Source organism: Lactonifactor sp. BIOML-A5 (genome assembly GCF_009677585.1).
GTDB lineage: Bacteria > Bacillota > Clostridia > Lachnospirales > Lachnospiraceae > Lactonifactor.
Window position 1 is genome coordinate 16550 of the sequence record NZ_WKYV01000040.1, and the last position, 17265, is coordinate 33814.

General features: G+C 43.6%; 16 protein-coding genes and 1 pseudogene. All 17 read right to left on the reverse strand.

What is annotated here, in order from left to right:
• Position 1: 1 nt before the first annotated feature.
• Positions 2-3706 carry a hypothetical protein gene (locus tag GKG41_RS21295; RefSeq protein WP_154261989.1) on the reverse strand — a complete coding sequence of 1235 codons (3705 nt, stop codon included), beginning with the start codon at positions 3704-3706 and terminating at the stop codon, positions 2-4.
• Between the two features lie 23 nt (positions 3707-3729).
• Positions 3730-3972 carry a hypothetical protein gene (locus tag GKG41_RS21300; RefSeq protein ID WP_154261992.1) on the reverse strand — a complete coding sequence of 81 codons (243 nt, stop codon included), beginning with the start codon at positions 3970-3972 and terminating at the stop codon, positions 3730-3732.
• Between the two features lie 3 nt (positions 3973-3975).
• Positions 3976-4107 (reverse strand): hypothetical protein, encoded by a 132-nt coding sequence (locus GKG41_RS23805; RefSeq protein ID WP_279233651.1) that lies wholly within the window; start codon positions 4105-4107, stop codon positions 3976-3978.
• A 9-nt stretch (positions 4108-4116) separates the two neighbouring features.
• Positions 4117-4452: a hypothetical protein gene (locus GKG41_RS21305; protein ID WP_154261994.1), complete on the reverse strand. Its 336-nt coding sequence runs from the start codon at positions 4450-4452 to the stop codon at positions 4117-4119.
• 137 nt (positions 4453-4589) lie between these two features.
• Entirely contained in the window at positions 4590-5684 is a 1095-nt protein-coding gene (locus GKG41_RS21310) for a hypothetical protein (RefSeq protein ID WP_154261998.1), read from the reverse strand.
• A gap of 6 nt (positions 5685-5690) precedes the next feature.
• A complete protein-coding gene (locus GKG41_RS21315) occupies positions 5691-5840 on the reverse strand; it encodes a hypothetical protein (protein WP_154262001.1) in 150 nt (49 codons plus the stop codon).
• A gap of 9 nt (positions 5841-5849) precedes the next feature.
• Positions 5850-7232: a hypothetical protein gene (locus GKG41_RS21320; RefSeq protein WP_154262004.1), complete on the reverse strand. Its 1383-nt coding sequence runs from the start codon at positions 7230-7232 to the stop codon at positions 5850-5852.
• A gap of 107 nt (positions 7233-7339) precedes the next feature.
• On the reverse strand, positions 7340-8386 hold the full coding sequence (locus GKG41_RS21325; protein ID WP_154262008.1) for an ATPase, T2SS/T4P/T4SS family: 1047 nt from the start codon (positions 8384-8386) through the stop codon (positions 7340-7342).
• A 318-nt stretch (positions 8387-8704) separates the two neighbouring features.
• Positions 8705-8929: pseudogene (locus tag GKG41_RS21330) on the reverse strand (6-carboxytetrahydropterin synthase); the annotation flags it as partial.
• Positions 8930-9024: 95 nt separating this feature from the next.
• The gene (locus GKG41_RS21335; protein WP_154262011.1) at positions 9025-9588 is read right to left on the reverse strand and encodes an NADPH-dependent FMN reductase; all 564 of its coding nucleotides are present in this window, start codon (positions 9586-9588) and stop codon (positions 9025-9027) included.
• Positions 9589-9617: 29 nt separating this feature from the next.
• Positions 9618-10457, reverse strand: coding sequence for a pirin family protein (locus GKG41_RS21340; protein WP_154262014.1), 840 nt, complete (start codon positions 10455-10457; stop codon positions 9618-9620).
• 56 nt (positions 10458-10513) lie between these two features.
• Positions 10514-11284: a 4,5-DOPA dioxygenase extradiol gene (gene ygiD, locus GKG41_RS21345; RefSeq protein ID WP_154262025.1), complete on the reverse strand. Its 771-nt coding sequence runs from the start codon at positions 11282-11284 to the stop codon at positions 10514-10516.
• A gap of 58 nt (positions 11285-11342) precedes the next feature.
• Positions 11343-12599, reverse strand: a complete 1257-nt coding sequence (locus tag GKG41_RS23230; RefSeq protein ID WP_173015681.1) for an HD domain-containing phosphohydrolase — start codon at positions 12597-12599, stop codon at positions 11343-11345.
• Entirely contained in the window at positions 12596-13420 is an 825-nt protein-coding gene (locus tag GKG41_RS21355) for an MBL fold metallo-hydrolase (protein ID WP_347563381.1), read from the reverse strand. The genes GKG41_RS23230 and GKG41_RS21355 overlap by 4 nt, the downstream gene beginning before the upstream one ends.
• A complete protein-coding gene (locus GKG41_RS21360) occupies positions 13410-13961 on the reverse strand; it encodes a response regulator (RefSeq protein ID WP_154262028.1) in 552 nt (183 codons plus the stop codon). Before GKG41_RS21360 ends, GKG41_RS21355 begins: the two co-directional genes overlap by 11 nt.
• Before the next feature lie 272 nt (positions 13962-14233).
• Positions 14234-15220 carry a sensor domain-containing diguanylate cyclase gene (locus tag GKG41_RS21365; RefSeq protein ID WP_154262037.1) on the reverse strand — a complete coding sequence of 329 codons (987 nt, stop codon included), beginning with the start codon at positions 15218-15220 and terminating at the stop codon, positions 14234-14236.
• 2 nt (positions 15221-15222) lie between these two features.
• Positions 15223-17178 carry an HD domain-containing phosphohydrolase gene (locus GKG41_RS21370; RefSeq protein WP_243141087.1) on the reverse strand — a complete coding sequence of 652 codons (1956 nt, stop codon included), beginning with the start codon at positions 17176-17178 and terminating at the stop codon, positions 15223-15225.
• Positions 17179-17265 lie beyond the last annotated feature (87 nt).

The following is a 17265-nucleotide window of genomic DNA, read 5'->3' on the forward strand; positions in this document are numbered from 1 at the left end:
ATTATCTGAATACCTTCCATTTCTTCATCACTTCACGGATGGCCTTTTCTGATCCCTCCTTATCCTTGCCGTAATCGCCGGCTATTTTCTTGATTTCCTGTATCTCCTGATAAGTAAGAGAAAACGTATACTCAGGTTCTTCCTTCTTCAGTCTCTCTTCCAGTTCGCTTCTGCTCCAGTGAGAATCTTCTGCCAGTGTATCCAGATATTCCAAAGAAATAAATCGAACATCTGCTTCCTCTCCAGGCTCTTGCTTTGTGTCTGCGACCGCTATATGCAGCTCAGCAACGCAGGTCTTCCCGAATCTGTCGGTAGCTGTCACTTCTCCTGTGTATTCTCCAGGCAGGAGCCCCTGTTCCAGGGATACCGTCTCACCGTCAGTATCCTTTATTTCTGTCAGCATAAGGTATCTGCGTATATCCACAACCTGCCCGTCCCTGTCAAGAACACCGGCAGCTTTTGCCATATCATCCTCTTTGTCTTTTACTGACACATAATTTAGCAGCACCTCCTCTGATACTCTGCCTTCTCCGGCTTCATCAGTTGTTAAAATCACCCGTTTTGGAACTGTAATTACGGGAGGCTCATTGTAAACCACAGAAACCGGCATTTCACAGAATGATACATTTCCAGCTGAATCTTCGGCTTTGCACAGCAGAAAATCTGTAATCCTCTCCCCCTTCTCCATTCCCCGGTCCTGATAAGTATCAAGAATATAGCTGTCCGGGAGTCCCTGCACAAACTCTTGATTTTCTCCCTGATATCCACTTTTGGTTCTGCCATAGGAGATTTGTGTGATCTCGATTTTATCTGTAATGTCCCCATCCTCAGTATCCATCCCCCGCAGTATCCCCTTCTTAAGCTGAGACGCCCTCACCTCTTCCCCTTCATAAAACTCATTTCCGCATACTTCCAGAGAGGGAGCATAATCCCATATTGCATAGAGAGTAATCTCTCTGATTCCTTCTGCCTCAGTAAATGGATACATGGATAACAGCCTTTCAGGAAAAACTTCCTCCATAGGATACAATAGTTTTCCGGTCTCGCTATTGGTTCTCACAAGTGACCAGCCCACAAAAGCAGCCTGTTCTCTCTCAAACTCATTGTCCCGAATCCTGTATTTTTTGTTTACAGAGACAACCTCAGAACTCATCACCCCGGTTCCTCCGTTTGCATCATAACGTATTCTGCAGCCAGAGGAATTCAGGTATACACTATAGGCATAGGGTGTCAGTTCCAGGCTTCCGCTTTCCAAGACAAGGAGTTTCCCGGACACAGTATCCTGCGTTTTTTGCTCAAGAGAGTATTTGTCTAATTCGCTGTCTCCCGGCATAAGGGTATAGTGGGCCAGCACCCTGCCTTGAAAGGTATCTTCTGACGCCATCTGACATACAAAGCGCTCTATGCTTCCTGTCACTGTAATAAATCGTGAGGGAGCCAGAAAAACTTCCTCTTTTACCCTGGGATTCCCATATGCCTTCAGCGTTCCGTCCAGATAAACAGACCCTCCTCTTACTGCGGAATTATTCTCCAACGTGCTTTTGGACAGCTCACAGGCGGCACCATTCAGGATACAGATTCCGCCGCCGTCCTTTGTCCCGGAATTATGTTGTAGAGCACCTCCAGAAACAGCAGTTCGGGAGGCGGAGGATGTACTGCAGATTCCTCCTCCCTGTGACGCCTGGTTTCCTGTGACTTCTCCTCCTGTCATGGTAAAGGCACCCTGGTTAAAGATGCCTCCGCCTCTGGAGGCCGTATTATCTTTTATGCATCCGCTTTCCATGAGGAATTCTTTCTTATTTGTGATTCCACCTCCATCACTTCCACGGTTGGAGGATACGGTGCCATTCTTCATGGTATACTTTCCTTCGTTCAAAATCCCCGTGTTTTTGTTGCTGCGGACATTGCCTGAACAAAACAGCAATTCTCCAAAATTATATATTCCGCAATGATTGCCGTATATCTCCGGTGTCCCCTCCAGCTTCGCATATCCGTTGGGATACAGCAAGAAGCCATATCTGTAATTCTCATGTATTGAGACATTCGTAACGCTGAATTCGGCATATTCGGAAGACGCAACCCCATATTGATTTCTGTAGAATTCTCCTCCTGTCAGAATGCCCCTGGCTCCTGTTCTTTTCCCCTCATAGGTTCCGGCTATGTATAATCCGGTATCGTTTTCATAAAACTTCCCTCCCGACACCTGAACGGTTCCATAGCTTCCTACCCCATCATGATAATTCCCTCTCAGACTGCCCGACTCTACAATAATCAGACTCCGGACCTCCCCATAGATTCCATGGCCGATAGAATTCTGAATGCAGACACCGCTTCCCTTTACGCACAGTGTACCTCCCGTTTTTACAAAAAGGTTGCTGGTAACATCGTCCGCCACCTTATCTTTTTGTCCATCAAATACCAGGCTGCCTTCCAGGGATACATTTCCGGTAATGACCCATCGCTTTAAGCCAGTGCCATATATGGTACATCCTGAGCTATTGGGGGCGGTCGTTACCGTCATAGTCTTACCGATTCTAAGTTCCGCTTCATTTGCAATACTTGATACCGTCAGCCGGACAGTTGTACAGTGGCCTGATCCTGCTGCCTGCTGCAGAGTCTTAAAGCTTCCTATTCCTGCCGTAGTACAGTAACCGCTTCCATTCACATAGTTATTGCTGTCCACCCATGTGTTTGTGGCAATATACCCATTGTCTTTGAAGTAATACCAGTCATACACACCATTGTAAGCCAGATACTGCCAGCAGTTTTTGTAGTACGCTGTAGTACTGTAGGCATACCACCATCCGGTACTGTCACTGTTCCATCCTATCTTGTAGGATGCACGTGCCGATGCCAGGAGCTTTTTCGCCTTCTGGAATTCTGTTTTCAACTCTTCCTTGGGCGCTTCTTCTTTGTCTGCTTCTTCTTTGTCTGCTTCTTCCCTGGGAGCTATATCCCCGGGCGGCTGCTCTTCTTGCTTCCAGGGCAGTTTTGTCTCCCCCTTCATAAAAGAAGTAAATCCTGCCAGGATCCGTCTTTTTTTTGCCTCGTCCGGAAGCCGAATCAAAACCTTTGTCAAAGGAATCAGAACCTCACGCTCCAGGGCAGACATTCCTTCCTCCTCCGGCTCTTCAGCAAAATATGTCCTCCAGCACATGTAGGTATCTGTCAGGGATTTCAGCTGGGAATACATCTCTTCCCCCGACTGATAAGCCTCTGTCATTTCTGCCAGGGCTGCCTCAGCCTCAGCAAATTCTGTTTCCGCCTCCTCAGTCTGGATGCTTTCATGATACATCTGTGCCACATACAGGCAGGTATAAAGCTTTTCCTGCAGTTCTTCTCCTGCTCCCTGCCGGGTGCTATTTTCCTCTAAGCCTTCCTCTGAAAGTCTGAGAATATTTTCTCTTTCGGCACAGATTGCAAAGTAAAACGTATAAGCCCTTAAAAAGAAGTATCTCTCAGCTCCGGACCGTGACAAAAAGGCGGTTCTTTTGTCTCCTTCCGGCAGCAAATGAAAGGATCTTATATTTTTCTCCAGATAATCGGCTGTCTGAATAAATGTTTTCTCTTTCACTATGCTTTCCTCTGCCTCGTCTTCTTTATTGCTCTCACTCTCAGCCTCCATCCTTTCTGTGGTTTCCTGCCTTTGTGCGCTGACCGGAGATGCCGCTGTCAAGAAAACGCCTGCCAGAACAAGACTAAGCATCCTGATACCCTTTCCTTCCTTTCTCAGCCTCTTTTTTCTAAGATAACCGCTCTTCTGCAGGTAATCACCCCCTCCTTTCCTGTAAAATGCCTGTATTTTTCTTTCAGTAAAAGTTCAAGCATTCCTTTCTCATAATCTACATTCATAACGGACACCTCTATATCTCCAAAGCTTTCTATCTGGCAGCAGAGATTAAGCAGGAAATCAGCCACCAGCTCTGTCTCATTCCTAATCTCATAGGTTTGATCCGCATATAATATTTCCATGGACTATTCGATAGCAATGGCCGCACTTTCTTCCATCTCACTTTTTCGAATACTCCTTCCATGGACTGTAAGCACTGCAGCGCCGGTTAAAACAAGAAGGAACAGTGATAAAAATGATATAACAGCTGTTTTCATACTTTCTCCTTATCTGGCATATCCTCTGATCTCATGTACCTCTGATTTGCTGTGGAGAATCCCCACTGAATACGTATATTTTACAACCACCTCGCACATCCTGCGGTTAGGAATAATTTCCCTTACCTCAACCGGTTCCAGCTCATAACCCAGTCTGTCGGCTTCTCTGTACAGGCTGCTTATTACCTCCGGATTATAATTACTGTTCTCGATCTGGCTGACTGCGGAAGCATGAAAATTTCTGGCATTCTCAGCTGCAATGCTGCCGGTGACCAGCGAAGTGCCCATAAGGGATAAGAGAAGCAAAAGTATGATTCCTATAAAATATCCTGGAAGTCCTTTCATATCTCCCTCCTGTGTTTAATAGGATAAGCTCTCCGCTATCCACAAAAATACAGCTACAAGGCATCCGCCTAAAATTGCGATAGCTGCCGACTGACAATATTCTTCGATAATTTCTCTCGTAGTTCCACCAACTTTCCTTATATTTTTCTCACAAAGATACGGCAGCTGCTGTTATCATTTACTGCTTCTTTGTACATGGCTTCAGCTGCTGCTGCCTTATCCTCCCGATCCGCCACAAGCTGCAGGCAGAAATCCCCCACATTGGTTGCAGCCTGCAGGAAACATCCCTCGTACTGCGCAGGACACCCCAATAGCTCAACACTGCCCTTTAGCTTCCCGCAGTTTTTAAACGTGTTTCTGCAGTTCCTGACACCGGAAGGGATGGGACCTGTCAGTTCCAGATTCCCGCAGTCTTCATACATGCCCTCAATGTCTTTGGCCCCGCCAGGGATCCCGGCCGCCCTGAGCTGCCCGCATCCTTTAAACGTATACCGGAAGCTTTCAGCAGTCTCAGGCATCCAGGGGATTTCTTTCAGACTTCTGCACTGGTAAAACCACCCGTCCATACGCTTTATCTCGATTCCCTTCTCAATCCTGCAGGCCTCAATGGTTTCTCTCATCTCTTTCCAGGGAACCGTATCCTGATTCAAAGACTTCACTCTCCCCTTTCCCTCCAAAGACAGAAAAAGAGTCTCATCCTCTTTTTTATAGAGCCGTGCCCTCACATCTTCCCCCTCCTCTCCCATCTCCCATTCTTCTATAAGAGCCGTGATCTGAGGGTCCGCTTTGCGGCTTTGTACCTGTATGTATCCGGATTTCCAGGTCTCCATGTAGTCTTCTCCTATAAGGACAAAACGAATTCTGATTACTCCTGGTTTATCCCCCGAAATCTCATAACTGCCATTGACTTCTGTACCGTCTTCCAGGTAATACCTCACCTGTTCCTGCAAATCAGGGCTTGTACCATGACTTGCCTCTGTAACCATATCCTGCAGTAATATAGAATCCCCAATTTCCAGCACCTTATTTTCCACCGCAAGCTTCGGACTTCCTTTTTTACTGAGCTTCTGCAGGATCTCTCGTGTCTCGCTGGTGTCCGTCACACCTGAAGTCACCGAAAAACCTCCCAACAGCTTGAGAATTCCTTCCGGATACAGCAGAATAACAGCAAAAAGTCCTGCAATCACTGCGGCCGCAGCCATTCTTCCGTGTTCCCCAAACAACTGTCTCATATCATTTCAGCCTCCCAGTGTAAGTCTTCCGAACACAGCAGTCAGAACTCCTAATGGGCCCTCCGGTTCCATGCACCATCTGCCGGCTGTCAAAAGTACGATTGCGACAAGACATCCGGCTATTGTTCCTCCATATTCTTCCAATATTTCTTTCATATGCACCTCCTAAATCATTCCCTTAGTAATATTCATCAGGCCCACCAAAAGGAGCCCCATGTCTGTTATCATTTTTATTGAGCCTGTAACCATAGGGATAAGTACCAGCATCCCCACGCCTGCAAGAGAATCTTCATTGGAAAGACGCTCCGCCTTGTCCATCAGATGATGGTTCCTCTCTACCAGAACCGATATCTGCTTTTCCATATCTTCCCTGTCTCCCGCTGCCCACATAGAGTAAATCAATCTCAAAGCCGACTGCACGTCAGGCAAATCAAGCCATGGCATAAAATCCAGGAAGGGTTCGATACTGTTTGGATTTTTTTCAATAGAAACGAGCATCCTGGACAGTTCTTCTCTCAATACAAAGGGAGCTTTCCCAAGGGATTTTTCCAGCGCATTATGAACATTTTCTGTCTGCATCAGGAGCGAGAGATCCATCAGCCAGATCGGAAACGACTTATCCACCTCTTTTATGATTCGTTTTTTTGCCAAACGATGCCTGATTCCCGGCCAACACCACAGCAGTACGGATATGGTTCCAAGCAGCAGCAGCCCAGTCCGTGATTTCAGCCACACAGCAAGAGCCGCGAGGAGTGTCAAAAGCAGAAGTTTAACGGGCACATAACGTGATGCTCCCTTTCTGTCATTGGTTTTCAGATACTCATACTCTTTGCGAATCTCCGCCTCCTGTGCAGCATCCTCCTTCAGCCAGGCTGCCTGAAGCTTTTTTTGCCCCCAGAACCATATAGTAATTCCCGATATCATGTAGGCAGCTGTCATGCTCTGGGAAAGAGGGTGATCCAATGCCATAAACTCCTTTGGGAGCATGATCATAGATATTTTGCAGATTCCGGCAGAAAGAAGGAGAGAGATGAAAATGTTCCGTCTTATATTTCTGCGCTGCTGGGCCAGCTCATATACACGCTCCACCCACAGCTGCCGATCCAGTAAAAGTATATGGAGGGCATTGGAAAAATCTCCCCCTATCTCCTCTGCCTTCACGAGAAATTCATGGGTTTGTATCAGCCTCCTGCAGGAATATGAATCCTCTATATCCTGAAAGGCTGCATGATAAAGATTTCCTTCCTCTGTCTCATTTTGTATTTTGTGTACCGCAGACTGGATGACTTTATGCATTTTCCCTTCCGGAAACACCAAAGCAGCATCTTCCAGTGAGGTTAGTATTTTCGGAATCCTTTTAAATGAATACAGCATCTGCTCCAGATAATTTGCAGTATCCTCAAAGTCTTTCTCTTCACAGGCATTTTTACAGGAGTTCAATATAATAAAGGGTGACAGCAGCAAAGCGTAGAGGGTGACAGCAGCAATATAACCAATCTTCAGCCCATACCAAACACCCAGCAGGACAATACCGGCGAAAGACAGCAAATATTTTTTCCAATTATTTTGCAAAGAAAATGTATACCCATATCTGGAGACCTCTGCAGCCAGATGGCTGGGGTTTAAAAAATGCCAAAATCTTAGATTCTTTTTATTTATAATTCATTCATCCTCTCTTTTGAAAGAAAAGGGTCATCAATGCCCGCAAAGGAAAACTTCCTTTTAATGTCCGGCGGAAGCGACCTGTTTATAATACTTCCCCCCTCTGCCATCATAACTATCTTATTTTTTCCATTCTCCCTGCTGTAAAAACAGATCTGATCCATATACCTGCGGATTCCCTCTCCCAAATCAGCTCCCTTTCTTATGAGAATACCTGCGTCTACAAAGGAAAAAACATCATTTTCAATCCTTTGAGGAGATACGGTATCCTTCATCATATTTTGAATCCGGTCCGGTACCTTATTTACATCATCTGTGTGCAGGGTTGTGAGGCAATGGGTCCCTGTGCTCATAGCCTCCAGCAGATATTTCACTTCTGTGCTTCTGGCTTCAGACAGCATAATCCACTTGGGATTCTGCCGCAGGCAGCTTTTGATGGCTTTTGTATAGTCAAAAAACTCTTCGTTTACTTTTAATTCCACGCAGTCCTTCTGTGGATTAATGGAACGATAATGGATTTCCAGATTGTCTTCTATGGTAATGACTCTCTCATTTTCAGGAATATACTTTGTCAAAAACTTTAATAATTCCGTTTTCCCGGAACCAGGAAGTCCTGTCATGATTAGATTCATATGCGCCCGAATACAATTTTCCAGAAATACAAGCATCTCTGGTACACAATAGCCATCCTTCAGCATGCTGTCTTCGGTCAGACGTCTGGCCGGAGATGTCTTTCGGATAGAGATAGAAGTTCCTGTGCAGGCCACACTCTCGTGGATAATACTGACACGCAGAGTTTCTGTCTCCGCCTCCAGCAAATTATTAAATTTGTTAAAGCTTTTGCTGACTACGTTGCTGATTCTTGTGGCAAACTGACTGACAAAATCTTCGGAAAGTTTTATGTCTGCCCGGTATCTTCCTCTGTACAGATGATCGATCCAGACATCTATCCCATTGAAATTGATGTCTGTCACCAGGTCATCTCTCACATAGGGCAAAAGTTCTCCGAAATTCTCCGGCTGAAACGTCCATACATTCAAGATCTCACCTCCGACCTTTTATCTTGCATTTTTAAAAAGGACTGTGTTTCCTGCACTACTTTGATACAATGCACCATTTTCTTCTGTCGGCGAGCTTTCGTTAACGAGCAGGGTATCGTTAACGAGCACGTAGGATGAAAGAGCTGTCGTATCAGAGCACTCCATGTCTGTCCGAAAATTTTAGTTTTTTTCCCATGTTGAGTAAATCACATTACGACGTTTAAAGGCTTCATAGCCACCTTCCATAATGTCAACAATTTGTTGATGAGTTTCTTTAGAGTCAATCGCCTTCAATCCATTCCTCTGGATTAAAGACAATGGATCGTCTTCCCTCAAAACCAGCGCATGGTCAAAGTTTTGTAAAACATCCCAAGCGGTTTTCTGAATTTCATTACATGGGAATACCATATTGACTCCCGTGTTGACAGTATCTTCAACTTCAATCGTCAGTACTCCCGTATGCCCATGCAAATACTGAGCTTCGCCCTTGAACCCATAGAACCTGTGTGCATACTGCAGGTCTAATGTAGTAAAACTTCTCATAATTATTCTCCTCATATTTATATTTACGGGTGGTTTTGCTCCCGTATGCGCCTATAGTTAAGCTTGCCGAATTGCCTGTGATCGCTTTTTTTGTGTTATTGAATTCGCTTAGTTATAAAGCTCAGAAAAGCATTCGCTTGTTTTTCAAAGTATGGATAGCTTGCTTTAAGTGTCAGCTTGCCATCGCTGTCAAGTTGTTGCATAGCGTTAGGAATAGTGAGACGAGGTACGTTCATAACATCCATGTTCAAAAAACTGATGAGTGTAACAAGATGGTCCTGGGCCATGCTTGTCCCGGTCATTGCAGGAGAAATCCCGCTTATGGCGGTAGGTTTTCCTGCAAGAACCTGCGGCTCTTGATCGCTGATCGGGCGGGATAGCCAGTCGATGAGGTTCTTCAAAACGCCCGGGAAAAAGTGATTATATTCCGGCGTGAAAAACCATATCCCATCTGCGGACTTCACTGCATCACGAACGCGTTTTACAGCTTCAGGTGCGGGGTATTCAATGTCCTGATTCATTAATGGTACGTCCTGATATTCAAGCAGTTCAAAATCAGCCCGATCCCCAATGAGTGCTTTTGCTGCTAATGCCAATTGTCGGTTATATGATTCTTTTCGCATAGAACCAACAATGGCTACTATCTTTATTTTTTTCAATATGATGTGCTCCTCTCTGTATCGTATCCTCAATAAGAAATTTTATCTTGTATAAAAGTACCTTTCTTCAAATCATCAAAAGCCTTATTCAATTCTTCTTTAGTGTTCATGACAATAGGACCACCCCAAACTACCGGTTCGTCCAGCCGTTTTGAACTTATGAATAAAACTTGGGCTTTTTCATCTGTAGCCTTTATTTCTACTTGGTCACCGGAGGTAAGTTTTACCGCCGTCTTTTCCCTTACCAGATCACCTCCGATATATGCGTCCCCTAAAAGGGTAAACACCATTACAGAGCGCACATTTTCTGTACTCAAAACAATTGATGCATTTGGGTTGATGTGTAAATCGTAATAATTAAGGGGAAGATAATTGCTCATATATCCTTTTCTTCCCTCAAATTCGCCCGCCAACAGTCTTAGTTTACCCCAATTAAACTCTATTTCCTCAATTTCTGAGTTTTTGATGCTGTGATAAGCTGGCGGAGCCATTTTATCCTTTGCGGGAAGATTCAGCCAAAGCTGTACCCCAAGCATCCGCTCGGCAGCTGGCAATTTTTCTTCATGCATAATACCGGAACCGGCTGTCATCCATTGAACTTCTCCATCACCAATCGTATCCTCATTCCCTAAGCTGTCCTTATGAGTCATAAATCCACGATACACATAACTGATTGTCTCGATACCTCTGTGTGGATGCATGGGAAATCCCGCTGTGTAATCATCCGGATTTGTGCTATCAAAGGAATCGAGCATTAAAATCGGATCATATTCCTGTACAGTTCCGTTTCCCAAAACCCTGACCAAACTAACTCCGGCTCCGTCCTTCGTTCTATAACCTCTAACCTGTTGACTAATTTTTCTTTCCATATACCGTGTCTCCTTGCTTTAATATATTTGAAGCATTCCCGCTTGCAACGCTTGTATTATTCCCAAAGATAACTTGTCATTGTTAATGACCCCAGTTCACAGGATTTATTATAAACACTGATCTTATCATCTTCATTCGACGCTCCGAGTACATATAAAAGAGGATAAAAATGGTCCGGAGTCGGAACTGCCAACTTTGCACTATTACCAATTTCATTGAATTTCAGGATATTATCATTATTCTTATTTAAAATGTTTTCATAAATATATTCATCAAATTCATATGCCCAATCAAAGCCCTCGTTTTCTTTGTTCCAGTCAACCAGTCTTAAATTATGGACAATATTCCCGGTGCCAAACAGAAGAACTCCCTGTTCCCTTAAGGCTCTTAATTCCTTACCAATTTTGTAATGTGCTGCGGGAGGAGCATCAGCATCTATGCTGATTTGAAATACAGGAATTTCTCTATCCGGATGCATGTGAACCAGTACTGACCATGTCCCGTGGTCAATTCCCCAAGAGTTATCATATTCCGTTTTCCTTGAAATCAGCTCCTTAGAGATTTTAGCCATACCGGGTGAACCCGCTGTGTTGTATTTAACTTCATATAATTCCTTAGGAAAACCGTACATGTCATATATAGTTTTGGGGGTTTCCTCGTTCATAATTTTGGTCCCTTTAGTATACCAGTGAGCCGAAACAGACAATATCACCTCAGGTTTTGGTATCCTTTCAGCTATACTTCTCCAGGTTCTTGTATAATTATTATCTTCAATGGCATTCATCGGTGACCCATGTCCTACAAATAAAACCGGCATCTTTGACATAGTCTTACACATTCCTTTCTTTAGATTAATACTGAAACGTAATTTGCTACTAGACAGATTATTTTATTGATTCAAATAGTGACTTAAACTCCTCCTGATGCCGGATGAAAACATCAACAAGCACTGGATCAAAGTGACTTCCTTTACTTGAACTGATAATTTCGATGCTCTTTTCGTGCGAAAAGGCCTCTTTATACACTCGCTTGGAGCGGAGTGCGTCGTAGACATCAGCAAGCGCCATGATGCGTGCGCACAGGGGTATATTACCCCCCTTAAGACCTTTATTATAACCGCTGCCATTCCACTTCTCATGATGGTACAGAGCGATATCCATACCCATTTTGAGAAAATCGTTCTTATCGTATTGCTGTCCGACTTTAGAAAGCGTGTCATACCCTATCTGCACATGGGACTTCATAATTGTAAACTCATCTTCAGTGAGCTTGCCGGGTTTCAGCAAAATACCGTCGGGTATGCCAACTTTCCCGATATCATGAAGCGGACTGGCTTTATATATTGTTTCAATAAATATGTCAGTAATAGCATTTGCATATTCGGTGACAGATCGTGCTTTTTCGGCAAGCAATCGGCAAAAGCTGGCTGTCCGTTCGATATGTGCACCTGTATCGTCATCCCTTGATTCTGATAGTTTAATCAGTGCATAGATAGTCGCCATTTGAGAAGATGAGATTTCTCGAACTTTTTCTTCCACCAGCTGCTCAAGACGTTGACTGTATTTTTCAAGTTCGTCTTCGACCTTTTTCATCTCGGTAATATCTTGAATCGTCCCATAAAAAAGAATAGGAATACCTTTAGCGTCTGTCTTGGAATAGAATCTTAAATGCACCCATTTTATTTTCCCGCTTTTCATCAGCAAACGATACCTGGTTGTCCAAGGCTTTTGCGCAACAAACATCTCCTGAAATATCGCGGTCGCTTGCTCCAGATCGTCTGGATGGACAATCGAAAAAAACAAATCAGAAGTTGCGGGAGTTGAGCTGTCAATTTCAAGAATGTCATACATCGACTTTGACCAAGTCATGCTACCCGAAGTAGGATTTATATCCCAACGACCCAACAATGCAATTTCCTGCGCTTCAGCAAGCACTTCGCGGCTGTGCGCTAATTCTTTGTTGATCTGCTCAAGGCGCTTTGCTATTGAGGAATGATCCAGAATTAATTTCGTCAGAAGTTCCGTTTGATTATGGTAGTCAATCTCCTTTGCGAAGCTTTCTAACGCATAGGCTTTGAGGTCGGCATTTAAACACAAGCTATTTGATAATATGTCCTGAAGCATTAAATATCGATTGTTCATATGACTTCTCCCGACAACAGACAATCGATACCGACGTTTTCGATTGAGCGTAAGTGCCGAATAATTGTTTTTACATCCTCTTTTGTTGAGATAACGCTGCCATGCTGAGAGGCTATTCTTTCAATATCCAGTTTTTCGATAGTATTTAGGGCGTTTGACAGCGCACTGTTTGATGTCATGATAATCTGATGGAACTTCACGATTCCTTTGACAGGGCATTTAGTTAAATTCGAGGAACACTTTTTCAGATCCCGGCATTCACTGCAAGCCTCGCCCAATTCAAGCATCAATGTCCATCGGGCATCAAAGCTGCCGAACAAATCACTTGAGAACAGTGTTTTTGTTTGCGTATCATATGTAACAAAGCTACCCGGGTGATGGCAATAGGGGGTTGCATAAAATTCCAGCCGCCTGCCTGTAGAGAATTCATAATGATTGCCCAATTCGCGAAAATCGAGTTTCTCGGTTTTAGCTGAATAATAATGAATGAAGACGTTGTTCTCTGAATGGGAGATGATTCTTAGCGCATCATTATTTATGATTGCCTCTAGCTGAGGTAAGCTCCCACAAAGATCTGGGTCATAGTGTTGGTAAATCAATCTCGTAATCTGGGAAGGTTCTATTCCCGTTCTTAAAATTTTCAGCATGACAGTGCTGAAATCATCACGGTTCCCACCGTCAATTAAAGCAGCTTCATCTCCCTCAATAATTAGATAGGGATTGCAGTGAAGACCTCTGTTTTCATCAGAGTAACCGACCCAGTAAACACCCTCGGCAATATCTACCGGTTCTTTTTCTAAAGATTCCATTTTAATTTTCACGGTTTATTCCTCCTTGTTGGCAATATAACTTTTCATATCTTCTATAACTAATCTTTGCCCAGCCAGAATCAATGAGCTCTTCTTTTGTTCTGCCTGTAATTTGTTCAAACGCTGAGTTAATTTTTATATTATTCTTATCAGAGCGTTTGGGATCACGGCTGTGAGAAATCGCTATGCCAATAGGTGCTTGATCGAAAACCATGTCAAAGGTAAGAGCCTGTTCGTCAATTTTTTGCTCCAGTGCTTGCTGCGCTTGCAATAGTGCTACGTGAACATCGATACTGGCTTTCAATGAATCCATATGAATTGGTTTACGAATATAGTCTACGGCACCAAGTTTTAAGCCCTTGATTTCGTTGTCCAATTCATCATAATTAGTCAATATTATGGTACGAAGATTCCGAAACCGCTCATCTTGATTGAGTGATTCAAGAACCTGAAACCCGTTCATATTGGGCATATTGAGATCGAGTATGAGCAAGTTAATTTCATCATGCTCCGAAAGCACGCGCAAAGCTTCCACACCGTCGCAAGCAGTCAACACGGTATTCTCTGCGACATAGTTGGCAAAGGTACTACCTATTGATAAAATGCACCGCTCAAATCAAATCGTTAAAATTTGCACCGCTTCTGCACACCCCCTGGGTTTATACCCAAATCCTAAATTTGTTTATGTGTTGCGCCCATTGTTTTAATACAATGCACACTCCTGTCGCGACAACAGGTGATGGTGTGCATTTTTTATATTTTCAGTCGGCATTTCGCCTGCGAGCAGCATTAAACACTATCACCCAACTCTTGATCGAGCAGACTTCAAAATTTTGCATCAGACACTATTTGATTTTTCCCGTTTCTTTTCGCAGTGTACAATTTCGTGTCTGCGGAATGAACTAGCTCAGTAATAGTTTCGTTATTATACTGACTGGTTCCTCCGCTGATGGTTACCCTTAAACCGTCAACAAAGTTATAGTCCTCAACAGCTTGTCTGATCCGCTCAGATATTTTACTGGCTACAGACAGGGTTGTATTTGGAAAAATCACCATGAATTCTTCGCCGCCGTATCTTCCAGCAAAGTCAGTGCCTCTGATGCTTTTTGTTATAATGGACGCTAGATCAACGAGCACTTGGTCACCATAGACATGCCCCTTGCTGTCATTGACTTTCTTGAAATCATCAATGTCAAAGAGAGCAATTGATAATGGGCTGCTTGTCCGGCTTGTTTCTGCTATTTCGGCCTTTAGGTGCTCTATTAATGTTCTGTGGTTGCCGATCTTTGTAAGCCCATCAATCGACGATATCTCGGAAAGAATTCTGTTTTTATACTCCAGTTCCAGCTGTGTCTCTTTCTTTTCGGTGATATCAAACACGATACCCGCTAGGAATGCAGGCTTGCCATTATCATATTGAGTTATTCTTCCACGGTCATAATACCATTTGAAAGTTCCGTCTTTCGCTTTTATGCGGTATTCGATTTCGTACACATCTGCTTTGCCGTATAAGTGGTCGCGCATTGCGTCCATGGCCTTTTGAAAATCCTCCGGATGCAACTTATCTGTAAAGAACTGATAAGTAACATGTTCCGGAATCTCGCTTTTATCATAACCGAGCGTGGTCACTTTGAGCGGATTGAAGGTAACCTCATTAGTTTTGATGTTCCAATACCAATGACCAAGATTACCTGTCCATGCGTATTCAAGCCTAGTTTCCTGTTCTTTCTCATTCAGCAACTCCTGTGTTAGCATCTCGAGGCTTTTTATTCTGTCCAGTAGCTGTTCTCTTGAAAACTCTGTGTAATCCACTTTTAAACCTCCTCACTTTTTTCTATTATTTGAACAAACACTTTGGTGATTTGCGGGTCAAATTGCGTGCCTGAACCATTTCTAATAACATCAAGAGCCGCTATTCTACATTCATCCGAGGAAAGTTCACCTCTGTTAATCACTCGGTCGTAAGTTTCTACGACTGTAATGATTCTAGACAACAGAGGGATTTGTTCGCCTTTCAATCCTCGCGGATATCCGGTGCCATCCCATCTTTCGTGATGGCCATAAACGTATTCCGCCAAATCCAAAGTATCATCGAAAAGGCTTAAGATTCGATATCCCACTGCAGAATGTTGCTGCATTTTTTCCATTTCTTCATCCGATAAAGTATCCTTTGTAAGCATGCCATCATCAAGTACGATTTTCCCAATGTCATGGAGATAAGCTGCTCGCTTAAGTTTGCTGATTTCGGTTTCAGGTAGATGTAATGCAGCTCCCACATCAGAGCACAAATCACTAACATTAATCGAGTGTTGTTTCTCTCCGGTATTTTTCGCATGCAGCGTCTCAATAATCGTATCAATAATGTCTTTATTGATTGCCTTGCGATTCATGGTTTTATCCTTATACATTGCATTTTCTGCGTTTGCCATGATCTCGTCCAGCGATTGGTCTGGGCTTCGCTTTGTATCAAGGCCTAGAGCAATACTGCACTTAATGGCCTCAACGCGGGCGTCGACAAAGACGGATTTAATCCTGTCAAGAATATTTTCCGCATTTTCTCTGGTTGTGTTGGGTAGAAGTATGATGAACTCATCTCCGCCGACACGCGCGACTACATCATTCTGCCTGCAGACCTGCTGCAGTATTTCAGACGATTTCTTAATTAGCTCGTCGCCTGCGGTATGTCCAAATATATCATTTGTCATCTTCAAACCATTGATATCCGCAAAGATGACAGATAGCGGAAGATTATCTGGATTGTCGATTTTCGCACGGTTGTCCTCAAAGCATTTTCTGTTGTGCAGCCCGGTCAAGGTATCGTAACAGTTCAGGTATTGTATTTCAGCTTCCTTCTGCTTCCGCTCGCTTATATCCATAAAAGTTACAACTGCGCCGGTTATTTCACCGTTTTTAATCTGGGGATATGAGTAATATTCCACGTCAAAAGAAGTCCCGTCAGCGCGCCAGAATACTTCATCCTCCACGTGGGAACCTTGCCCTTTGATAATAGCATTATAAATCTTACATTCTTCAGTTGAGTAAGGGGTTCCATCTCTGTGAGTATGGTGAATAAGCTGGTGCATATTTTTTTCTAGCAATTCTGTCTGGTCGTTATATCCAAGTATTTCAATACAGCTTTTATTACAGAATGTGCAGTTGCCCTTTAGATCGATGCCATAAATGCCTTCTGCCGCTGTGTTTAATATCAACTGGAGGTCGTCTTTACTCGCCTCCAATTGAAAATTTACTTTATGCAATTCCCGGGTGCGTTCTTGTACGTTAAGCTCTAGGTTTTCTATAAGCGATTGCATTTTATCGGCTACTTTATTAAAGCTGTTTGATATCCGGCCAATCTCATCATTTCGGATAATGTCAACTCTTTTAGACAGGTCTCCGGAAGATAATTCATCGGATACCTGCAACAGGCTTTTTATTGGCTTAAGATATTTACTCATGAACAAATTACAGATCAAAGCGGAGAGCAGCATGGATAACGTGGCGATGAGTGCTGCCCAACGTATACTGTTCATTACATCTGTCATGAAAATTGATTGGGGGAGTACCGATATGACTATCCAATCTATTCCATTCATCTGGATTTCACTGGTGTTGACAAAAAAGCTGTCATTTTCACCTTTATAGATCATTTCCGTAGCGCTGTTTGCTTTGTATTGTTCGTACGCATTTTGAATGTCTGTGTTGTCAATATCCTCAAGTGCGTAACGCTCCAGCGTACCATCCTGTTGAACAGCAAAGTTTGCGACATCCATGGAGTTTGCGACTAAACCCCCATGCCCGCACACTTGGCACCACCATAAATGAAACTATGCAGGCTATAGGGTATTGAACTTGTTAAT